This window comes from Pectobacterium betavasculorum (genome assembly GCF_000749845.1).
GTDB lineage: Bacteria > Pseudomonadota > Gammaproteobacteria > Enterobacterales > Enterobacteriaceae > Pectobacterium > Pectobacterium betavasculorum.
Genome location: NZ_JQHM01000013.1, coordinates 16,094 through 35,802 on the forward strand (window position 1 = coordinate 16,094; position 19,709 = coordinate 35,802).

Annotated in this window: 17 protein-coding genes; 4 read left to right on the top strand and 13 right to left on the bottom strand. The window is 52.3% G+C overall.

The window, feature by feature from the left end; all coding sequences use genetic code 11:
• Positions 1-162 precede the first annotated feature (162 nt).
• Positions 163-1,740 carry a glutamine-hydrolyzing GMP synthase gene (gene guaA / locus KP22_RS17510; protein ID WP_039306202.1) on the bottom strand — a complete coding sequence of 526 codons (1,578 nt, stop codon included), beginning with the start codon at positions 1,738-1,740 and terminating at the stop codon, positions 163-165.
• Positions 1,741-1,847: 107 nt separating this feature from the next.
• Positions 1,848-3,314, bottom strand: coding sequence for an IMP dehydrogenase (gene guaB, locus KP22_RS17515; RefSeq protein ID WP_039306199.1), 1,467 nt, complete (start codon positions 3,312-3,314; stop codon positions 1,848-1,850).
• Between the two features lie 171 nt (positions 3,315-3,485).
• On the opposite strand from guaB, the gene xseA reads away from it, so the two are divergent.
• From xseA to KP22_RS17530, 3 genes are all read left to right on the top strand, one after another.
• The gene (gene xseA / locus KP22_RS17520) at positions 3,486-4,874 is read left to right on the top strand and encodes an exodeoxyribonuclease VII large subunit (protein ID WP_039325451.1); all 1,389 of its coding nucleotides are present in this window, start codon (positions 3,486-3,488) and stop codon (positions 4,872-4,874) included.
• 229 nt (positions 4,875-5,103) lie between these two features.
• Entirely contained in the window at positions 5,104-6,147 is a 1,044-nt protein-coding gene (locus KP22_RS17525) for a M4 family metallopeptidase (protein WP_039325453.1), read from the top strand.
• A complete protein-coding gene (locus KP22_RS17530; RefSeq protein WP_039306191.1) occupies positions 6,144-6,488 on the top strand; it encodes a protealysin inhibitor emfourin in 345 nt (114 codons plus the stop codon). Before KP22_RS17525 ends, KP22_RS17530 begins: the two co-directional genes overlap by 4 nt.
• Before the next feature lie 25 nt (positions 6,489-6,513).
• Here KP22_RS17530 and KP22_RS17535 read toward each other — a convergent pair whose 3' ends face one another.
• From KP22_RS17535 to ndk, 11 genes are all read right to left on the bottom strand, one after another.
• The gene (locus KP22_RS17535) at positions 6,514-6,738 is read right to left on the bottom strand and encodes a zinc ribbon domain-containing protein (RefSeq protein ID WP_039306187.1); all 225 of its coding nucleotides are present in this window, start codon (positions 6,736-6,738) and stop codon (positions 6,514-6,516) included.
• 49 nt (positions 6,739-6,787) lie between these two features.
• Positions 6,788-7,747, bottom strand: a complete 960-nt coding sequence (locus KP22_RS17540; protein ID WP_039306184.1) for an AEC family transporter — start codon at positions 7,745-7,747, stop codon at positions 6,788-6,790.
• A gap of 92 nt (positions 7,748-7,839) precedes the next feature.
• Positions 7,840-9,327 (bottom strand): ribosome biogenesis GTPase Der, encoded by a 1,488-nt coding sequence (der, locus tag KP22_RS17545; RefSeq protein ID WP_039306182.1) that lies wholly within the window; start codon positions 9,325-9,327, stop codon positions 7,840-7,842.
• A gap of 144 nt (positions 9,328-9,471) precedes the next feature.
• Positions 9,472-10,653 (bottom strand): outer membrane protein assembly factor BamB, encoded by a 1,182-nt coding sequence (gene bamB / locus KP22_RS17550; RefSeq protein WP_039325455.1) that lies wholly within the window; start codon positions 10,651-10,653, stop codon positions 9,472-9,474.
• A 10-nt stretch (positions 10,654-10,663) separates the two neighbouring features.
• Positions 10,664-11,284, bottom strand: a complete 621-nt coding sequence (locus tag KP22_RS17555; RefSeq protein ID WP_039325457.1) for a YfgM family protein — start codon at positions 11,282-11,284, stop codon at positions 10,664-10,666.
• 13 nt (positions 11,285-11,297) lie between these two features.
• The gene (hisS, locus tag KP22_RS17560; RefSeq protein ID WP_039306172.1) at positions 11,298-12,572 is read right to left on the bottom strand and encodes a histidine--tRNA ligase; all 1,275 of its coding nucleotides are present in this window, start codon (positions 12,570-12,572) and stop codon (positions 11,298-11,300) included.
• Between the two features lie 137 nt (positions 12,573-12,709).
• The gene (ispG, locus tag KP22_RS17565) at positions 12,710-13,831 is read right to left on the bottom strand and encodes a flavodoxin-dependent (E)-4-hydroxy-3-methylbut-2-enyl-diphosphate synthase (RefSeq protein ID WP_014698959.1); all 1,122 of its coding nucleotides are present in this window, start codon (positions 13,829-13,831) and stop codon (positions 12,710-12,712) included.
• Positions 13,832-13,871: 40 nt separating this feature from the next.
• The gene (rodZ, locus tag KP22_RS17570) at positions 13,872-14,867 is read right to left on the bottom strand and encodes a cytoskeleton protein RodZ (protein WP_039306169.1); all 996 of its coding nucleotides are present in this window, start codon (positions 14,865-14,867) and stop codon (positions 13,872-13,874) included.
• Positions 14,857-15,618, bottom strand: coding sequence for a type IV pilus biogenesis/stability protein PilW (gene pilW, locus KP22_RS17575; protein ID WP_039325459.1), 762 nt, complete (start codon positions 15,616-15,618; stop codon positions 14,857-14,859). Before pilW ends, rodZ begins: the two co-directional genes overlap by 11 nt.
• A gap of 190 nt (positions 15,619-15,808) precedes the next feature.
• Positions 15,809-17,026: a dual-specificity RNA methyltransferase RlmN gene (gene rlmN / locus KP22_RS17580; RefSeq protein WP_081923407.1), complete on the bottom strand. Its 1,218-nt coding sequence runs from the start codon at positions 17,024-17,026 to the stop codon at positions 15,809-15,811.
• A 312-nt stretch (positions 17,027-17,338) separates the two neighbouring features.
• Positions 17,339-17,767, bottom strand: a complete 429-nt coding sequence (gene ndk / locus KP22_RS17590; RefSeq protein WP_014698955.1) for a nucleoside-diphosphate kinase — start codon at positions 17,765-17,767, stop codon at positions 17,339-17,341.
• A gap of 359 nt (positions 17,768-18,126) precedes the next feature.
• Between ndk and KP22_RS17595 the strand changes: the two genes are divergently transcribed.
• Positions 18,127-19,707 carry a PTS transporter subunit EIIC gene (locus KP22_RS17595; protein ID WP_039306159.1) on the top strand — a complete coding sequence of 527 codons (1,581 nt, stop codon included), beginning with the start codon at positions 18,127-18,129 and terminating at the stop codon, positions 19,705-19,707.
• Positions 19,708-19,709 lie beyond the last annotated feature (2 nt).

Sequence of the window (19,709 nt, forward strand, 5' to 3'; positions counted from 1 at the left end):
CAACTTAGCACAGCAGACGAAAAACGCTACCGTCAAAAATGACGGTATCAGAGAATGGATTCAAATGGATTTCTATGGCTCACAAAAGAAAAAATCGCCAGTAAACCCTATGATTTTACTGGCGATTTTAGACGTTAACGGATGTCAGTGGATGCTAAAAACTTATTCCCACTCAATCGTTGCCGGTGGCTTGCCCGATACATCGTAGACGACGCGGGAGATGCCGTCGACTTCGTTGATGATGCGGTTGGAAACGCGGCCGAGGAAATCGTATGGCAGATGTGCCCAGTGCGCGGTCATAAAGTCGATGGTTTCTACCGCGCGCAGCGCGACAACCCAATCGTATTTACGGCCATCACCCATCACGCCTACGGAACGGACTGGCAGGAAGACGGTAAATGCCTGGCTAACCTTGTTGTACAGATCGGCTTTGTGCAGTTCTTCGATAAAGATCGCATCCGCACGACGCAGCAGGTCACAGTATTCTTTCTTCACTTCACCCAGTACGCGCACGCCCAGACCCGGCCCCGGGAACGGATGGCGGTACAGCATGTTGTACGGCAGACCCAGTTCCAGACCGATCTTGCGCACTTCGTCTTTGAACAGCTCTTTCAGCGGCTCAACCAGCCCCAGCTTCATCTCTTTTGGCAGGCCACCCACGTTGTGGTGTGATTTGATCACGTGCGCTTTGCCCGTCGCAGAGGCTGCGGATTCGATGACGTCCGGGTAGATGGTGCCTTGCGCCAGCCATTTCACTTCAGCTTGCTTGCTGGCTTCTTCATCAAACACTTCAACAAACACGCGACCGATGATTTTACGCTTGGCTTCTGGATCGTTTTCACCCGCCAGCTCGCCCAGGAAGCGATCTTCCGCTGCTACGTGCACAATGTTCAGACCGAAATGATCGCCGAACATTTCCAGAACCTGATCGGCTTCGTTCAAACGCAGCAGGCCGTTATCGACAAACACACAGGTCAGACGATCACCAATCGCACGGTGCAGCAGCATCGCGGTGACGGAAGAATCCACGCCGCCAGACAGACCCAGAATCACGCGGTCGTTACCCACCTGCTCACGAATACGGCTCACTGCATCGTCGATAATCTTGGCTGGCGTCCACAGTGCTTCACACTGGCAGATATCAAGAACAAAACGCTCTAACATCCGCAGCCCCTGACGCGTGTGCGTCACTTCCGGGTGGAACTGCACGCCGTAAAAACGTTTCTCTTCGTTAGCCATGATAGCGAACGGACAAGTATCGGTGCTGGCAACGGTCTCAAACCCTTCCGGGATCGCCGTTACTTTGTCGCCGTGGCTCATCCAGACATCCAGCAGCGGTGCGCCCGTGGCGCTCAACGCATCCTGAATATCACGCACCAGCGCGCTATTCGTTTTAACTTCTACCTGCGCATAACCAAACTCACGCTCGTTGGAACCTTCAACGTGGCCACCCAACTGCATCGCCATCGTTTGCATGCCGTAGCACACGCCTAATACCGGTACACCAGCGTTGAAAACGTATTCTGGCGCGCGCGGGCTGCCAAACTTGGTGGTGCTTTCCGGGCCACCGGACAGGATAATCCCGTTCGGATTAAACCCGCGAATCTGCGCTTCCGTGACATCCCATGCCCACAGTTCACAGTAAACGCCCAGTTCACGCACGCGACGAGCAACCAGTTGCGTGTACTGCGAGCCGAAATCCAGAATAAGAATGCGGTGTTGATGAATGTTTTGCGTCATGAGGAGCATGTTCCAAAAAGCTAAAAAATAAGTAAACCCGGCGAATAGCCCTAAAAAGATAGGCAATGGTACCGGGTTTATCGGGTTAAATCAGCCCGCAAATTACCTTATGAACCCATACGGTAGTTTGGTGACTCTTTAGTAATGGTAACGTCGTGAACGTGGCTTTCCTGAATGCCCGCGCCGCTGATGCGGACAAACTCAGCCTGCGTGCGTAGCGCATCAATGGTGCCGCAACCAGTCAGCCCCATGCAGGAGCGCAAGCCGCCCATCTGCTGGTGAACAATCTCTTTCAGGTGGCCTTTGTAGGCGACGCGGCCTTCGATACCTTCCGGCACCAGTTTGTCAGCCGCGTTATCGGTCTGGAAGTAACGGTCTGATGAGCCCTTGGACATCGCGCCCAGCGACCCCATACCGCGATAAGATTTGAATGAACGACCCTGATACAGTTCGATTTCGCCCGGAGACTCTTCCGTGCCCGCCAGCATAGAACCGACCATGACACAGGCTGCGCCTGCTGCGATGGCTTTAGCGATGTCACCGGAGAAGCGGATACCTCCGTCGGCGATGACCGGAATGCCCGTGCCTTCCAGCGCTTCAACCGCATCGGAGATCGCCGTAATCTGCGGTACGCCCACACCAGTAACGATACGAGTGGTACAGATAGAGCCTGGGCCGATACCCACTTTGACCGCGCTAACGCCCGCTTCAACCAGCGCTTTCGCACCTGAGCCCGTTGCAACGTTACCGCCGATGATTTCGAGGTTCGGGTATTTAGCGCGTGTTTCACGAATACGCTGCAATACGCCTTCGGAATGGCCGTGTGAGGAGTCGATCAGCAGTACGTCAACACCAGCGGCAACCAGTGCATCAACACGCTCTTCGTTACCAGCGCCAGCGCCAACCGCCGCACCTACGCGCAGACGACCGTGTTCGTCTTTACAGGCGTTCGGTTTACGTTCTGCTTTCTGGAAGTCTTTTACCGTGATCATGCCGATCAGGTGGAATTGCTCGTCAATCACCAGCGCTTTTTCAACGCGTTTTTCATGCATTTTTTGCAACACGACATCACGCGCTTCGCCTTCTTTAACGGTGACCAAACGTTCTTTCGGTGTCATGAACGCGCTAACCGGTTTTTCCAGATCGGTAACAAAACGCACGTCACGACCGGTAATAATACCGACCAATTCGTTGTCTTTTGCTACAACCGGATAACCCGCAAAGCCGTTACGCTCGGTCAGTTCTTTCATTTCACGCAGCGTTGTTTCTGGCGTCACAGTCTGTGGATCGACCACAACGCCGCTTTCATGTTTTTTCACGCGGCTAACTTCTTCAGCCTGACGCTCAATCGACATATTTTTGTGAATAAAGCCCAAACCGCCTTCCTGCGCCAGCGCAATGGCCAGGCCGGATTCGGTAACGGTATCCATCGCTGCGGACAGCATAGGAATATTCAGGCGAATGTTTTTAGTCAACTGCGTGGACAGATCGGCAGTATTAGGCAGAACAGTAGAATGAGCAGGAATCAGGAGGACGTCGTCAAACGTCAGTGCTTCTTTAGCGATACGTAGCATGGGCAATATCTCACCAAGGTGGATGTAAGAATAGATAAAATATTGCCGTGGCATTATACAGAGCGTAATCGGTTGCCTCCAGCATTATTTTACTAAAATGCTTGATTACCTGTTTCAGGTAGGTAGTATCGATCAATTAAGTGACTGTTTTAAAATTTGATCTGGCTCACAATGTCTCAATTTCCCTCCTCTGCAATTTTTACCGTTAGCCGCCTGAATCAGACGGTTAGACAACTGTTGGAAATGGAAATGGGCCAGATTTGGCTCTCCGGCGAAATTTCCAACCTTTCTCAGCCCTCATCCGGCCATTGGTATTTCACGCTGAAAGACGAGCGGGCGCAGGTACGCTGCGCGATGTTTCGCACCAGCAACCGTAGAGTGACGTTTCGTCCACAAAATGGTCAGCAGGTTCTCATTCGCGCGAGCATTACGCTGTACGAGCCCCGTGGCGACTATCAGCTGCTGGCAGAAAGCATGCAGCCCGCTGGCGACGGCCTGTTACAGCAACAGTTTGAACAGCTCAAACAGCGCCTCGCCGCCGAAGGGTTGTTCGACCAGCAGTTTAAGCAAGTGCTCCCTTCGCCCGCCAAACAGGTCGGTGTGATTACGTCAGCCAGCGGTGCTGCCCTGCACGATATCTTGCAAGTGTTACAGCGTCGCGATCCGTCACTGCCGGTTATCGTGTATCCCACGTCAGTGCAAGGGGCGGAAGCACCGCTACAGATTGTTCGCGCCATTGAGCTGGCTAACCAGAGAGATGAGTGTGACGTATTAATTGTCGGGCGCGGAGGTGGTTCGCTGGAAGACCTCTGGAGCTTTAACGATGAGCGCGTAGCCCGCGCTATCTTCGCCAGTCGCATCCCTATCGTCAGTGCTGTCGGCCATGAAACCGATGTCACCATCGCCGATTTCGTGGGTGACCTGCGTGCGCCCACACCGTCCGCCGCTGCCGAGTTAGTGAGTCGTAACCAACTTGAGCTGTTGCGCCAGATCCAGTCCCAGCGCCAGCGCCTGGAAATGGCGATGGACTACTACCTTGCCCAGCGCAATCGTGAGTTTACCCGGCTACACCATCGCTTGCAGCAGCAGCATCCGCAGCTCCGGCTGGCACGTCAGCAGGCTCAGTTGGTCAAACTGCGCCAGCGACTGGATGATGCCATGCAGCAGCAGCTTCGTCAGACCTCGCGCCGGAGTGAACGTTTACAACAGCGCCTGATGCAACAGCAGCCGCAGACCCGAATTCATCGAGCACAACAACGTTTACAGCAACTTAGCTATCAGATGCAGAGCGCGGTCGATCGTCAGTTGAATCAAAATAAGCAGAAGCTGGGCGTCGTCTGTTCGCGGCTGGAAGGCGTTAGCCCGCTGGCAACGCTGGCACGAGGCTATAACGTCACCACAGCACCGGACGGTAAGGTGCTGAAAAATGTCGCGCAAATTACTCCCGGTGAAACACTGAAAACCCGTTTGCAGGACGGCTGGGTGGAAAGTCAGGTCACGACGCTGGTTCCAAATCCAAGTTACGTGAAAAAGCGCCGAAAACCCTCATCACAACCCTAAAAACCATGCGATTAGCATAAAATTCACAGCATGGGGATTTATCCTAAAACGACGGCGATCCCCCATTCTTGCCTCTGGCATCTGAACTATACTCATTTCCAGCTCACTAAAATTTATGCCCGTCATACTTCAAGCCGCATATTCGCTGTGAAGCTGATGGGATAACAATACAGTGAGCTTTATTGATCGTCTGTGTTACCCCTGATGAGCGTTTTCAAGGAGATGAGGTATGAAGTCCAGACCGATTTGTAGCGTGATACCCCCTTATATTTTGCATCGTATTATTGCAAACGGCACCGACGAGCAGCGCCACTGCGCGCAACAAACGCTGATGCACGTTCAGTCATTAATGGTCAGCCACAATCCGCGCCCAGAACCTCATGAGAAACTGCCCGCCGGGCAGGCAAATCGCATCATCCACGACGCAGAACAGCTACAACAGTTACCCGGAAAACTGGTACGTACAGAAGGCCAATCCAGCAACGGTGATGTCGCCGTAGATGAAGCCTACGACTATCTCGGCGTAACCTATGACTTCTTCTGGAAGATTTTCCAACGTAATTCGCTGGACGCTGAAGGGCTGACGCTGTCTGGCACCGTGCATTACGGTCAGGATTATCAGAATGCCTTCTGGACCGGGCAGCAGATGGTTTTTGGGGATGGCGACGGCAAAATATTCAACCGTTTCACGATTGCACTCGATGTGATTGCACATGAACTCACTCATGGCATCACCGAACATGAAGCGGGACTGATTTATTTCCGACAGTCAGGCGCCCTCAATGAATCGCTGTCCGACGTCTTTGGTTCCATGGTCAAACAGTATCATTTAGGACAAACCGCTGAGCAGGCCGACTGGTTTATCGGCGCCGAGCTTCTGGCAGACGGTATCCATGGCATGGGACTACGCTCTATGTCTCATCCAGGTACTGCGTATGATGATGAGCTATTGGGTATCGATCCCCAGCCCTCTCACATGAATGAATATGTAAATACGCGTGAAGATAACGGCGGTGTACATTTGAATTCGGGCATTCCCAACCGGGCATTCTATCTGACGGCCATCGCGCTAGGAGGCCACTCTTGGGAAAAAGCGGGCCGAATCTGGTACGACACGCTGTGTGATAAAACGCTACCACAAAATGCGGATTTCGAGATTTTCGCGCGCCATACTATTCAACATGCAGCCCAACGCTTTAACCAAACCGTTGCTGACATCGTCCAGCAATCGTGGGAAACCGTGGGCGTGGAGGTACGGAAGGAGTTCTTATGAAAACGATGCCGGATCTCAACGACGACGCCACTATTGAACTGGCACGTGAAGGAGGATTCGCCTGGATTCCCAAGCTGGCGGGGACGCGACGTTTCGCACTCGCCAGTGTGCCATCATCCGAACGGGAGCGTATTTGTAATGCGATCCGCAATGCTTTCCCTCAGGCTCGCGAGCCCGGCAAACCAGACAGTCCGGGCCGTGGCGACCAATTTTATTATCGTATCAGTATTAGCTACAGCCACCCGCAGCAGAATCAGTATGCCGATATTATTTTGCTAATCCCGGAAGACAACGCGCCGCCGGAGCTGGCTGAGCTGTGGCGCAACGGCCTACCTCAGTGACAGAAGATGAGTAGTAACGACGAATTTAATCGGCAAGCGTATAGCTAAATACCACCTGCCGTTTGGAAATCATCCCGTGCTGCTGGCAAAAATAATCCACCGCGCCGCAGGCTTTCAATTCCTGAAGCAAGTGCTTACATTCAGGACATGTAGCCTCACGCAGATAATGCTGCTGGCAGGCAGTACACTGAAATGTGTTGCCGGTTTGCCAGCCCATCACGCTATGGCAGTGTGGACAGATTGCATCCATCTTATCGCCTCCCGACCTTATCGCTAAACATGTGCGCTCAACGCTCGTGTTAAATCACGCCCAGTGAGCGTAAAAAGTAGAGTCCTAGCGCAATCACAAAGAAGCCTCCCGCTGTCGTCAGCCCGATGATATTCGCCGCCAGCGTGGCGTTCCCCCCCATCGCCCGCGTCATCACGTAGCTTCCCGATGCCGTCGGCGTTGAGGAAAACAGGAAGATAATACCCAGTTCAACGCCCCGGAAACCAGCCATCCATCCCCCGAACGTCAACAGTCCTGGAACGACCAGCAGCTTAGCCACGGAGGAAAGCATGGCGACGTTGGACGAGCGAAACATACTGCGCCATTCCAGACTTGCTCCAGCACAGAGTAACGCCAGTGGCAGCGCCATTGAGGAAATAAAACCGCCCGTTTGCTTAACCACGGTAGGTATCGGTAAATGGCTCTGCGCATATGCGGCACCACAGAGTAAACCGATAATCAGCGGGTTGGTGACAATACCGCGCAGCAGCGTGCTCACCGGAATACGCTGATCCGGGGACTGCCGCTGCAAACTGCGCGTTAGCGTAATAACGGACAGCGCATTGAACATAATCACCGTCACCATCAGATACATTGACCCGACGGCAACGCCCTCCTCACCATAGGCACTCATCGCAAACGCCATGCCCATAATGCCGGTGTTGGAACGGAAACCACCCTGAACGAAGATGCCTCTCTCTGTGGGTTCCTTGACCAGGCGAAGCGCCACTATCTCCAGTAGCAGGAAGGTCGCCAACGTCCCTACTGTGCCATACACCACGAGCGGCCACTGCTCTGAGAACGCCTGATGATTGGTCGCGACACTGAAAAACAGCAAACAAGGCAGAGAAAGGTTGAATACTAACCGCATCGCAGCGTCGCAAAAAGCATCGTTCAACAAATTCAGCTTACGCAATGCCACACCGATTAATAGCATCAGTAGATTAGGCATCGTGACGTTGAACGCAAAACTCCAGGTTTCCCAGGACATGACTTTCCTTGAATATTATTTGTTTTGTTAACTACAGTTTGTTTCGTCTCAGATAAAACGGGGCGAATATCGCTATTCGCCCCGTTAGTAAATCACTTACTTTTTTTAAGGTGTGACATCAGCCGCTTACGCTTGCGTAGCTGGTTTGGTGTCAGCGTGTTGCGCTTGTCCGCAAAAGGGTTTTCCCCTTCTTTAAACTGAATACGAATCGGCGTGCCCATCACTTCCAGCGAACGGCGATAGTAGTTCATCAGATAGCGTTTGTAGGAATCCGGCAGGTCTTTCACCTGATTACCGTGGATCACTACAATCGGTGGGTTATAACCCCCGGCATGTGCATATTTCAGCTTCACGCGGCGACCACGCACTAGCGGCGGTTGGTGATCGTCTGCCGCCATCTGCATAACACGCGTCAACATCGCCGTGCTTACACGACGAGTCGCGCAAGAATAGGCTTCGGCAACCGACTCAAACAGGTTACCTACACCGCTACCGTGTAGCGCAGAAATGAAGTGAATGCGGGCAAAATCGATAAAGCCGAGGCGCAGATCCAGCGTATCTTTCACCTGATCACGCACTTCCTGCGACAGGCCATCCCATTTGTTCACCACGATCACCAGTGAGCGCCCACTATTGAGGATAAAGCCCAGCAGCGAGAGATCCTGATCGGAAATGCCTTCACGCGCATCAATAACCAACAGCACTACGTTAGCATCTTCGATCGCCTGTAGCGTCTTGATAACGGAGAATTTCTCAACCGTTTCAGTGACTTTACCGCGCTTACGCACCCCAGCGGTATCAATCAGAATATATTCACGTTCGTCGCGTACCATCGGGATGTAGATACTGTCACGCGTCGTGCCCGGCATGTCGTACACCACCACGCGTTCTTCACCCAGAATACGGTTAGTCAGCGTGGATTTACCCACGTTCGGACGCCCGACAATCGCCAGTTTGATCGGCAAATCTTCAGGATTGAAATCGTCTTCCGCTTCTTCTTCGCTGGCCTGTTCTTCCGCTTCTAACGCCGCCCAATAAGCGGCATTCTCTTCTTCTTCGGTTAGCTCGACCGGCTCTTCTATTTCATCTTGTACAAACGGCAGCAGAACCGTTTCCAGCAGCGACGTCACGCCACGGCCATGAGATGCTGCGATCGCATAGACTTCTCCCATACCGAGCGAGTAAAAATCTGCCGTGACCATATCTGGATCAAGGCCATCGGTTTTGTTAGCAACCAGTACCGTCATCTTTTCGCGGCTGCGCAAATGCTTGGCAATACCTTCATCCGCAGGCATCAACCCCGCCCGAGCATCCACCATGAACAGCACGATGTCCGCCTCTTCAATCGCCACCAGCGATTGACCGGCCATGCGCGTTTCCACACCGTCTTCTGTACCGTCGATACCACCAGTATCGACGATAATAAATTCATGCCCTTCAACTTCTGCACGACCATACTTGCGGTCACGAGTCAGCCCAGGGAAATCCGCCACCAATGCATCACGAGTGCGCGTTAAGCGGTTAAATAGCGTGGATTTCCCCACATTCGGGCGCCCGACCAGCGCGACGACAGGTATCATTGTTACAACCTCATTACTTATATTTCAATACGTTACAGCGAAATACTCGCTGACGATAAAAAGACGAAACGGCCCCTGATAGTGTCAGGAGCCGTTATGGGAACGCATCCAAAAGCGCTGCGCTCCGAATCAATACGGGATTACTTAGCGAGTGAACGCGTAGACATCACCGTTTTTCGCCTGAATCAGCAGCTTATCGCTGGCAACCACAGGCTTGCTCAGGAAACCAGAGCTATCCACTTTTTGTTGTGCCACAAAGCGGCCATCTGCGGTATTCAGCCAGTGCAGGTACCCTTCGGTATCGCCCACAACCAGATAACCGTTATACAGCGCCGGAGCCGTTAGATTACGGTGCAACAAATCGCTTTGACGCCACAGGCTCACGCCACCGTTGGTGTTCAATGCAACAACGCGATCGTCCTGATCAACCAGATAGATGCGGTCGCCGTCAATGATGAAATCATGCACTGAACCCAGTTCACGTTTCCACAGAACCTGACCAGAACGCAGATCCAGCGCAGTCATGTTGCCATTGTACCCTAGCGCGTAAACCACTTCGCCCGCGACCACTGGCGTCGTGTCGACATCGTTCAGACGATCGATTTCGGTTGCGCCACTCGGCTGCGAAATACGCTGTTGCCAGATAAGCTGACCCTGATTGATCATTACGGCATTCACACGACCGTTATCACCGCCGACAATCGCCGCACCAAATGCCGTTGTCGGTGCAGATTCACCGCGCAAAGACAGCGTCGGCATATCCAGGTTAACGCTCCACTTGATTGCACCATCCGCTTCATTCAAGGCCTGCAACATACCGTTGCTGGTATGAATCAGTACGACACCATCACTAACGACAGGGCGAGACAGCGCTTCACCTGCCACTTTAGTCTGCCATACCGGCGTACCATCTTCTGCATTCAGCGCGTAGACCTGTGCCTTTTCGCTGCCGACATAGACATGGTTACCAGAAACCGTTACTCCGCCAGACAGCAGCGCCGGATTATTGCGGGAGAAGAAATTGGTCTTCTCTGATAAATCGGCACGCCAAATCTCTTTGCCGTCGCTAAGATCCATGGCTTTCACCGTGCCACGACGAGCGGCAGCAAAAACGTGATTATCCTGCCATGCTGGGTGAAGGTTGGAATAAAACTCACCCACCCCACTCCCAACCGAGCTGTTCCACACCTTGGTTGGCGTGAACTGGTTTTCCACCTGCGGCAGTGGAGACATAGTGACGACATCTTCTTCGCTGTTAAACAGCGAGCATCCGCTCAGCAGGGCAACAGAAACCAGTCCTACCAACAGTGTTTTACGCAATTGCATGGAATTCCTCTTAGCTGGACAGGTTATTCAGTTTCATGCGCAGTAACGCTTGCTGTGCCTGCGATGGATTGGAAGACAACCCTTTGTTGTACGCATCACGCGCAGCCTGATTGTCACCTTTGCTCACCAGAATATCGCCACGCACCTCTGCTACCTGTGATGCCCAGCCTTCCAGTTTGATGGCATCCAACGTTTTCAACGCATCATCCGCTTTGTTTTCCTGTAGCTGAACCCGCGCCAGACGCAGATTCACTACCGCCAGCAGGTCGGCATCTTTAGTTTGCGACTGTGCCTGTACGAGCTGCTGTGCTGCTTTAGCGAAATCTTTCTGATCAACGTAATGGCGAGCCAGTTCCAGAGAAGCCAGCGCACCATAGGTATTCTTATTCTCAGCCGTAAATTTTTCTGTTGAAGCAATCGCTTCAGATTTGCCTTCAGCCAGTTGCTCCGTCACCTGCTGATAAGACGCAGATGCCGCCTGCACGCTGTCATTTTGATGGCTTTGCCAGAAACGCCAGCCAACCAGTGCACCAACGCCCAACACAACACCGACAACTAACGCCTTTCCATTCTCCGCGAGGAAACGACGTAGTGCATCAACCTGTTCATTCTCTGTGGTATAGACTTCCACGGTGTCTCTCTCCTCAACCCAGTAACGTTGCCAGCCGCGATGCGACGTCGGCCTGTGCCAATGTATCCTGCTCGCCATTGCTCAGATTCTTAACCACAACCTGACCGGCCGCCACTTCATTTTCGCCTAATACCAATGCAACCCGTGCGCCCCATTTATCAGCGCGAGCGAATTGTTTCTTAAAGTTGCCGCCGCCGTAATTGGTCATCAATTTCAACTGTGGCAATGCATCACGTAATTTCTCCGCCAGCTGCATTGCGGCAACCTGCGTTCCCGCGCCGGAAGAAATCAGGTAAGCATCTACACTTGGCAGTGCTTTGAAATCCGGATTCACAGACTGCACCAGCAGAACCAGACGCTCCAGCCCCATTGCAAAACCGACCGCTGGCGTCGCGTGTCCGCCCAGTTGCTCCACCATACCATCATAACGCCCACCGGCACAGACCGTGCCCTGAGCGCCCAGACTGGTCGTCACCCACTCAAATACGGTGCGGTTATAGTAATCCAAACCACGGACCAGACGCGGATTAACGGTATATGGGATACCGGACTGCGTTAAAAGTTCACCCAGTGCTTCAAAGTGTGCTCGCGATTCATCATCCAGATAGTCTGTCAGCACAGGCGCGTCATTCAGCAATTCTTGAATCTGTGGATTTTTCGTATCCAGTACGCGCAACGGGTTAGTGTACATCCGTCGCAGGCAGTCTTCATCAAGCTGATCTTTATGCTGTTCGAGAAACGCGACTAACGCTTCGCGATAGCGGGCACGCGCGTCTAACGAACCAATCGAGTTCAGTTCCAATTTAACATGATCGGCGATGCCAAGTACTCGCCACCAGCGGGCTGTCATCAGGATCAGTTCGGCATCAATATCCGGCCCTTGCAGACCAAACACTTCACAGCCCAACTGATGGAACTGGCGGTAGCGCCCTTTCTGTGGACGCTCGTAGCGGAACATCGGGCCGACATACCACAGCCGCTGTTCCTGATTGTAGAGAATACCGTGCTCAATACCGGCGCGAACACAGCCTGCTGTCCCTTCCGGGCGCAGCGTCAGGCTATCGCCATTGCGATCGTCAAAGGTATACATCTCTTTTTCGACGACATCAGTCACTTCGCCGATAGCGCGCTTAAACAGCGGCGTTTGCTCAACAATCGGCAAACGAATTTCATTATAGCCGTAGCCGCTGAGCACCTGTTTCAGGCTATTTTCAATACGCTGCCACAACGCCGTTTCGGCTGGCAGGTAATCGTTCATGCCGCGAATGGCTTGAATATTTTTTGCCACGTCAGTTCTCTATGCTTTTTTCAAAAAATAAACCCGATTATAGAGGGATTGTCGTCGCATCTTCAATGCGAGGCATCCCCATCGGGTTCAGGAATCGTGAATTAGGCGGGTGACGGCATACCGTCACGCCGTCAGAGTTACTTATCCACCAGATTGACGGTAATACGCTGATTTTCGTCCATCATAGAGGCTTTCGCGCGGATCTTGGCTTCTAACTGATCGATCATCTGTTCGTTATCAAAGCGTTCTCTCTGCCGCACGCCGTCTTCATAGAAGCCGCTCTTATTATGCCCACCCGTAACACCAATGGTAGACACCAGCGCTTCACCGGGGCCATTCACCACGCAACCGATAATCGAGACGTCCATCGGCGTAATGAGATCTTCCAGCCTTTGCTCCAATGCGTTCACCGTACCTATCACGTCAAACTCCTGACGAGAGCAGGTCGGGCAAGCAATGAAGTTAATTCCGCGCGCACGAATGCGCAGTGACTTCAGGATATCGAAGCCGACTTTCACTTCTTCAACCGGATCGGCGGCCAATGAGATACGCAGCGTATCACCAATACCTTCAGACAGCAGCAGACCGAGACCAATAGCCGATTTCACCGCACCGCTACGTGCACCACCAGCTTCGGTGATACCAAGGTGCAAAGGCTGATCGATACGCGCCGCCAGCAGGCGATAGGATTGCACGGCCAGGAAAACATCCGAGGCTTTAACACTGACTTTAAACTGATCGAAATTCAGACGGTCGAGGATATCAACATGCCGCATCGCCGATTCCAGCAATGCTTCTGGCGTTGGCTCGCCGTATTTTTCCTGCAAATCCTTTTCCAGCGAACCGCCATTAACACCAATACGGATCGGGATATTGTTATAACGCGCGCAGTCGACAACCGAGCGAATACGCTCTTCGTTACCAATATTACCGGGATTGATACGCAGACAGTCGACGCCGTATTCCGCGACTTTCAGTGCGATGCGGTAATCAAAATGAATGTCTGCGACGAGCGGGACATTTACCTGCTGTTTAATAAGTTTAAAGGCTTCCGCCGCGTCCATAGTTGGTACGGAAACGCGGACGATATCGACGCCAACACGCTCCAGCGCTTTGATTTGATTGACGGTTGCTTCAACGTCGGTGGTTCGTGTGTTGGTCATGGATTGCACCGCAATCGGCGCACCATCACCAACAGGCACCTTGCCGACGTAAATCCGTGTTGATTTTCGACGGGTTATGGGTGCAGCGTTATGCATTACTTCATCTCCAACATTGCAGTCTTACCTAAACAACACGTTATTCTGCGGTCAACGTCAGGCGTGCAACCTGACTGCTGCGCACAAATCGACTTAAATCGACTGGCTTACCTTGAAATTGAATCTGTACCGCAGCAGGTGCACCAATTTTAAGTTTATACGGTGATTGACCATCCAGATTCAGCGTGCCGCCATTACGCTGCATGCCACTGAACAGTTTCTTACCGCTGGCATCCGTGACTTCCAACCAACAATCGGCCGAGAAGGTCATCACCAATGCATGAGCCGCAGAAGCCTGATTGCTGTCCGCTATCTCAGCAGCAGTTGCGACAGCCCCAGCCCCCAACAAGGCATTACTCGCATCCTGCGGCTGTGTGGCGTTCGCTTGTGAAGGTGATTGGCTGGATGATGTAGCAGGCGCAGGCGCTGTGGAAGAAGGCGTTGAAGGTGTTGCCTCGACAGTCGCAGGAAGATCGACTGGCGTTGAAGGGGATGTTGCAGCGGAACCCGATGCCGCCGTTTCCTGCGCTGCACTGCTATCCATCAAAGGAACGGACTGCCCTTCCGTTTGCGACTGCATTGAAGTGGCGTGATCGACCATGCTGTTGATCTCCGCCTGCTGAGCCTGATGGTTTTGCCACCACCACGCGCCCGTCAGTCCCAGAACGACCAGTACGACCAGCCAGGTGATTGTCATTAGCCAGCCATCACGCTTTTTGCGACTTTTTTTCAGCGAAAAACTCTGCATCGGCGAGACCGATATCGCTTTAGGCCCGGCCTGTTTATCTACTATGGGAAGCAGCTCATCTTCGGGTAAATGAACCAACCTGGCATAAGAACGAATATAGCCGCGCAGAAAAGTCGGCGCTAAATCGGCAGGGGTTGTACCTTCTTCGATATCACGAACGGTAGTGATTTTAAGGCACAAGCGCTCAGCAATAGTTTGCTGAGTCAGCCCAAGGCGTTCACGCGCCTCACGCAGACGTTCGCCGGGTAGTTTTGCTTCTGTTGTATCTTGGGTGGTTTCAGTATTCATTAGCTAAGAAATGCTGGTACTGTTTAGATTGTGGAAAACTTCGCGCCAGCACGTTGCCATAACGTTCTTTCTCGCCATCATGGCCCGCTAACGCGGCGAAACGAATCTGTAACCATAAGCTTTCGGCACTGGCCGGAAGACTATGCTGATAAACATCAAGCAGCAGCCGCGTTTGCTCATTTTTCCCGGCAGAAAACTGTTTGTTTGCTTCCGCCAGCAAAGCACTGCCTTTCGTCGGGTCATATTTTAACGCCCGACTTAATAAATTGCGCGCGTCTTCAGTCTGTCCAGCATTGAAAAAACAGTACCCCGCATTTTCCAATGCATCAGCAACCTGACTGTAATCAGGAAGTTGTGCAGCCGCACTAAACTGTCGCTGCGCCGCTACATACTGCCCTAAACTACACAGAAACGCACCGTAATTATTCATGACGCTGCCATTTTCCGGTGCCATATCCAACACATGCTGATAACGCTGTTCGGCTAGACGGTTTTCACCTATTCGCTGCTCGTAAAGCGCCATTCCCAATTGTGTTCGATAATCCAGCGGCGCTATCGCCACCGCCTTCTCAAGATTCTGCCGAGCCGAATCCAGATTATTATGTGCCAGATACGTCAGCCCAAGCTGTAAGCGGGTTTGGGCAACCGCTGGATTTGTCGTCTCCAGAGGAGAATGAGCACACCCCGCCAGCAGTAACATCACAAACAGGCCACTCAGCCAATACATTCCCTGTGATAAAGGTTTCACCATCCCTGTTCCCCCTGCATTGTCATCCTTGTCAAAGAGGTTACCTGAATAGGAACAGAGTGGCAGCCGTACCTGACAACAACGCGGCGCGCTTCGCAATTTGCTCTCATTTTCCCTGCAAATTACGTTGATAAAACGACATCAGCGGCAAGAAACAGGTTAGTGCTTCTGCGTTAGCCCACGCCATTCGTTATCAGACCGCTTTCACCGAAATAGGTTCACCGGCCATTTTCTTCTTCAGCGTACGCTTGGTTCTGTCCACGACTTCACCCGCCAACTGACCGCAGGCAGCGTCAATGTCATCCCCACGGGTTTTACGTACAATGGTCGTGAAGCCATATTCCATCAGCACCTTGGAGAAACGGTCAACGCGGCTGTTTGAGCTACGGCCATACGGCGCGCCAGGGAACGGGTTCCACGGAATCAGGTTGATCTTGCACGGCGTATCTTTCAGGCATTCAGCCAACTGATGCGCATGTTCAGTACCGTCATTGATATGATCCAGCATGACATACTCAACGGTCACACGACCCTGATTGGCATTGGATTTTTCCAGATAGCGGCGCACCGCACTCAGGAACATTTCGATGTTGTACTTTTTGTTGATCGGCATGATTTCGTTGCGAATGTCGTCGGTTGGCGCATGCAGTGAAATCGCCAGCGCAACATCAATCATATCGCCCAGTTTATCCAATGCAGGCACGACGCCTGACGTGGACAGCGTCACGCGACGCTTGGACAAACCAAAACCGAAATCATCCAGCATGATTTCCATTGCTGGCACCACGTTAGTCAGGTTCAGCAGCGGTTCGCCCATTCCCATCATCACCACGTTGGTGATCGGGCGCTGGCCGGTAACTTTAAAAGCACCGATGATCTTCGCCGCACGCCACACCTGACCAATGATTTCCGATACGCGCAGGTTACGGTTAAAACCCTGCTGTGCCGTTGAACAAAATTTACACTCTAGCGCACAGCCGACCTGAGACGATACGCACAGCGTAGCGCGATCTTCCTCTGGAATATAAACCGTTTCAACTCGCTGTCCCCCCACCAGAATCGCCCACTTGATCGTGCCGTCGGAAGAACGCTGTTCATCCACCACTTCGGGTGCGCGAATTTCAGCGATCGCCTGCAATTTGGTGCGGAAAACCTTATTGATATCCGTCATCTGGTTGAAATCATCACAGCAGTAGTGATACATCCACTTCATGACCTGATCGGCGCGAAACGGCTTCTCTCCCATCGACATGAAGAGGTCACGCATTTGCTGACGATTGAGATCCAGCAGGTTAATTTTTTCCGCACTGGCTTTCACGGATTGAGGGGCATCAGCAGACGCCGGAGAGAATTCAGACACGGTTTGCTCGGATACAGTTGCTGTAGATGCGACAGCGGTAGATGCGGTCATTTCAGATACGATGATTTCAGACGCGATTTGCTTAGACATTGTAAATCCTGGCCTCGTTGTTACACGTTATGGCGCTAAAGAAGAAGGTGGAGTTCGATGGTAATGACCAAAGAAACGCCCCGGGCAAGTGCAGGCTCATCCGGGGCGCAGCATTGTACAAAGTTTAAAACAGGTAAGCTACCATCACCGCTTTTTTTCTGTGCCACCACGTCAACGTCACGCACTGACACAATGAAAAAAAGCAATATCACAGGCGCTTACCTGTTATCACGCACAAAAAATGATCGTGCGTGATTTTACCCGTCGGCAGAATTACGCGCGCGGGCAGATTTCGTCGTCGCTGAAGAAATAAGCAATTTCACGCTGAGCAGATTCAATAGAATCTGAACCGTGCACCGCGTTCGCCGTGAAGCTGTCCGCGTAATCGGCACGCAGCGTTCCCGCCAGCGCGTTGGCTGGGTTCGTCGCACCCATGATGTCACGGTTACGTTGAACGGCGTTTTCACCTTCCAGCGCCTGCACCATGATCGGGCCAGACATCATGAATTCAACCAGGCCATCAAAAAACGGCTTACCTTTATGCTCAGCGTAGAAGCCTTCTGCTTGCTCACGGCTCAGGCGCAGCATTTTAGCCGCAACGATGGTAAAACCTGCGCTTTCAAAGCGTGCATAAATCGCACCGATGGCATTCTTGGCAACCGCATTAGGTTTTACGATGGAGAAGGTACGTTCTATCGTCATATTGACCTCATTAACTAAACTGTCAGATTGCAGCCGGATTATAAGAATTGTATACCCGGCCGGTGAAAGTGGCGCAAATTATAGGGGTACTGACCTTTGTTGCCTACCAAGTAGATAACATTTTATTAAAAAAATATTACCTCTCATTTCCCCTTCATTAACGATTGTGCATCGCGCTTTTTCGTTCCCCACCGCCCCTGTACGGAATGTAACAAATCATCGGCGATCACAGTTCTGAAGGTTACTTGTAACGTTATAGGTTATTTGTTTTTAAAACAATAAGATAACTGGAATCCCTCTGGCGTTCACTGCTAGCCTTGCTGTTGTACCCACCAGAATGGCCAGTAAGAGGGCTGATAATGAAAAGAGCGGTCAATGCATTGCAAAATTTCGGCAAGTCCCTGTATGGGCCGGTGCTGATACTCCCGATTGTCGGGCTATTCATCGCATTTGGGAATGTATTCGGTAATGGCAACTTAGCAGGCTATGTTCCTCTACTTAATCACCCCTTAATTCAAGATTTTGGGCAACTGGTTTCCAAATCTGCTGTAGCGATTCTGGCTAACCTGGCGTTAGTGTTCGCCGTTGGTATTCCTATCGGATTGGCAAAACGCGACAAGGGCTATGCTGCACTGATCGGTCTGGTGATGTTCATCATTTTCATTAATGCCATGAATATCACGCTGCAACTACAGGGGAAACTCGTCTCAGCCGCAGAGATGCGCCCTGCTGGGCAAGGAATGGTGCTGGGCGTTCAGGTGCTGGAAATGGGCGTTTTCGCCGGTATTCTGATCGGCGGGTTCGCAGGCTATCTGTATAACCGCTATTCCAGTAAACAGTTTAACGGCGTCATGGCGATCTATTCCGGCCACTGCTTTGTCGCTATTCTGGTTATTCCATTAGCGATTGCGCTGGGCTTTGCGATGAGCGCCCTGTGGCCCTTTGCTCAACACGGCATTACCTGGCTGGCCTTCGCCATCAAAGGTGCAGGCCCTGTTGGCATCGCTATTTATGGTTTTCTGGAACGCGTTCTGATCCCTACCGGGCTGCATCATCTGGTCTATACCCCGTTCTTGTACACCGAACTGGGCGGCACCGCCGAGGTGTGCGGCAAGCTGTATCAGGGCGCACGCAACATTTACTTTGCTGAAATGGCCTGTCAGGACGTCAAGCAACTGAGTTCCACCGTGGTCTGGGATGCACGCGGCATCAGTAAAATGTTTGGCCTGACTGCCGCAGCGCTGGCGATGTACGTCACCGCGAAGCCAGAAAAACGTCTGGCGGCGAAAGCCATTCTGATTCCGGCCGCTTTTACCTCCTTCTTACTGGGCGTCACCGAGCCGCTGGAGTTCTCCTTCCTGTTCGTCGCGCCGATGCTGTTTGCCGTTCACGCGGTGCTCACCGGCATAGGCATGATGCTGTTCTCCATCATGGGCGTGCATGCGATTGGTGCCAATGGCGTCATCGACTTCCTGCTCTATAACCTGCCGCTGGGCGTAGAGAAATCCAACTGGCCGATGTATATCGCGGTCGGGCTGACCATGTCGGTGATTTACTTCTTCGTCTTCCGCTTCCTGATTCTGTATTTCGACATGCCAACACCAGGGCGTGAAACCGATGAGGAAGAAACGAAGCTTTACTCCAAAACCGAATATCAGTCCAAGACCGAGAATCAGGCGAAAACGCAGGACGCAGTGAAAGGTGATGCCCAGCTTGTCGGAGCCACCATCATCGCGGGGCTGGGCGGCAAACCCAATATCGAGGTGGTGGATAACTGCTACACCCGCCTGCGGGTTACGCTCATCGACCCAGATTTGGTAGACGAACAACAGCTTAAGAACACCGGTGCGAAAGCCGTTATCCGTCAGGGTAACAACGTACAGGTCGTTTACGGACTTCACGTCAAAACTATACGCGAAGCAGTTGAAAACGCGCTTTAACA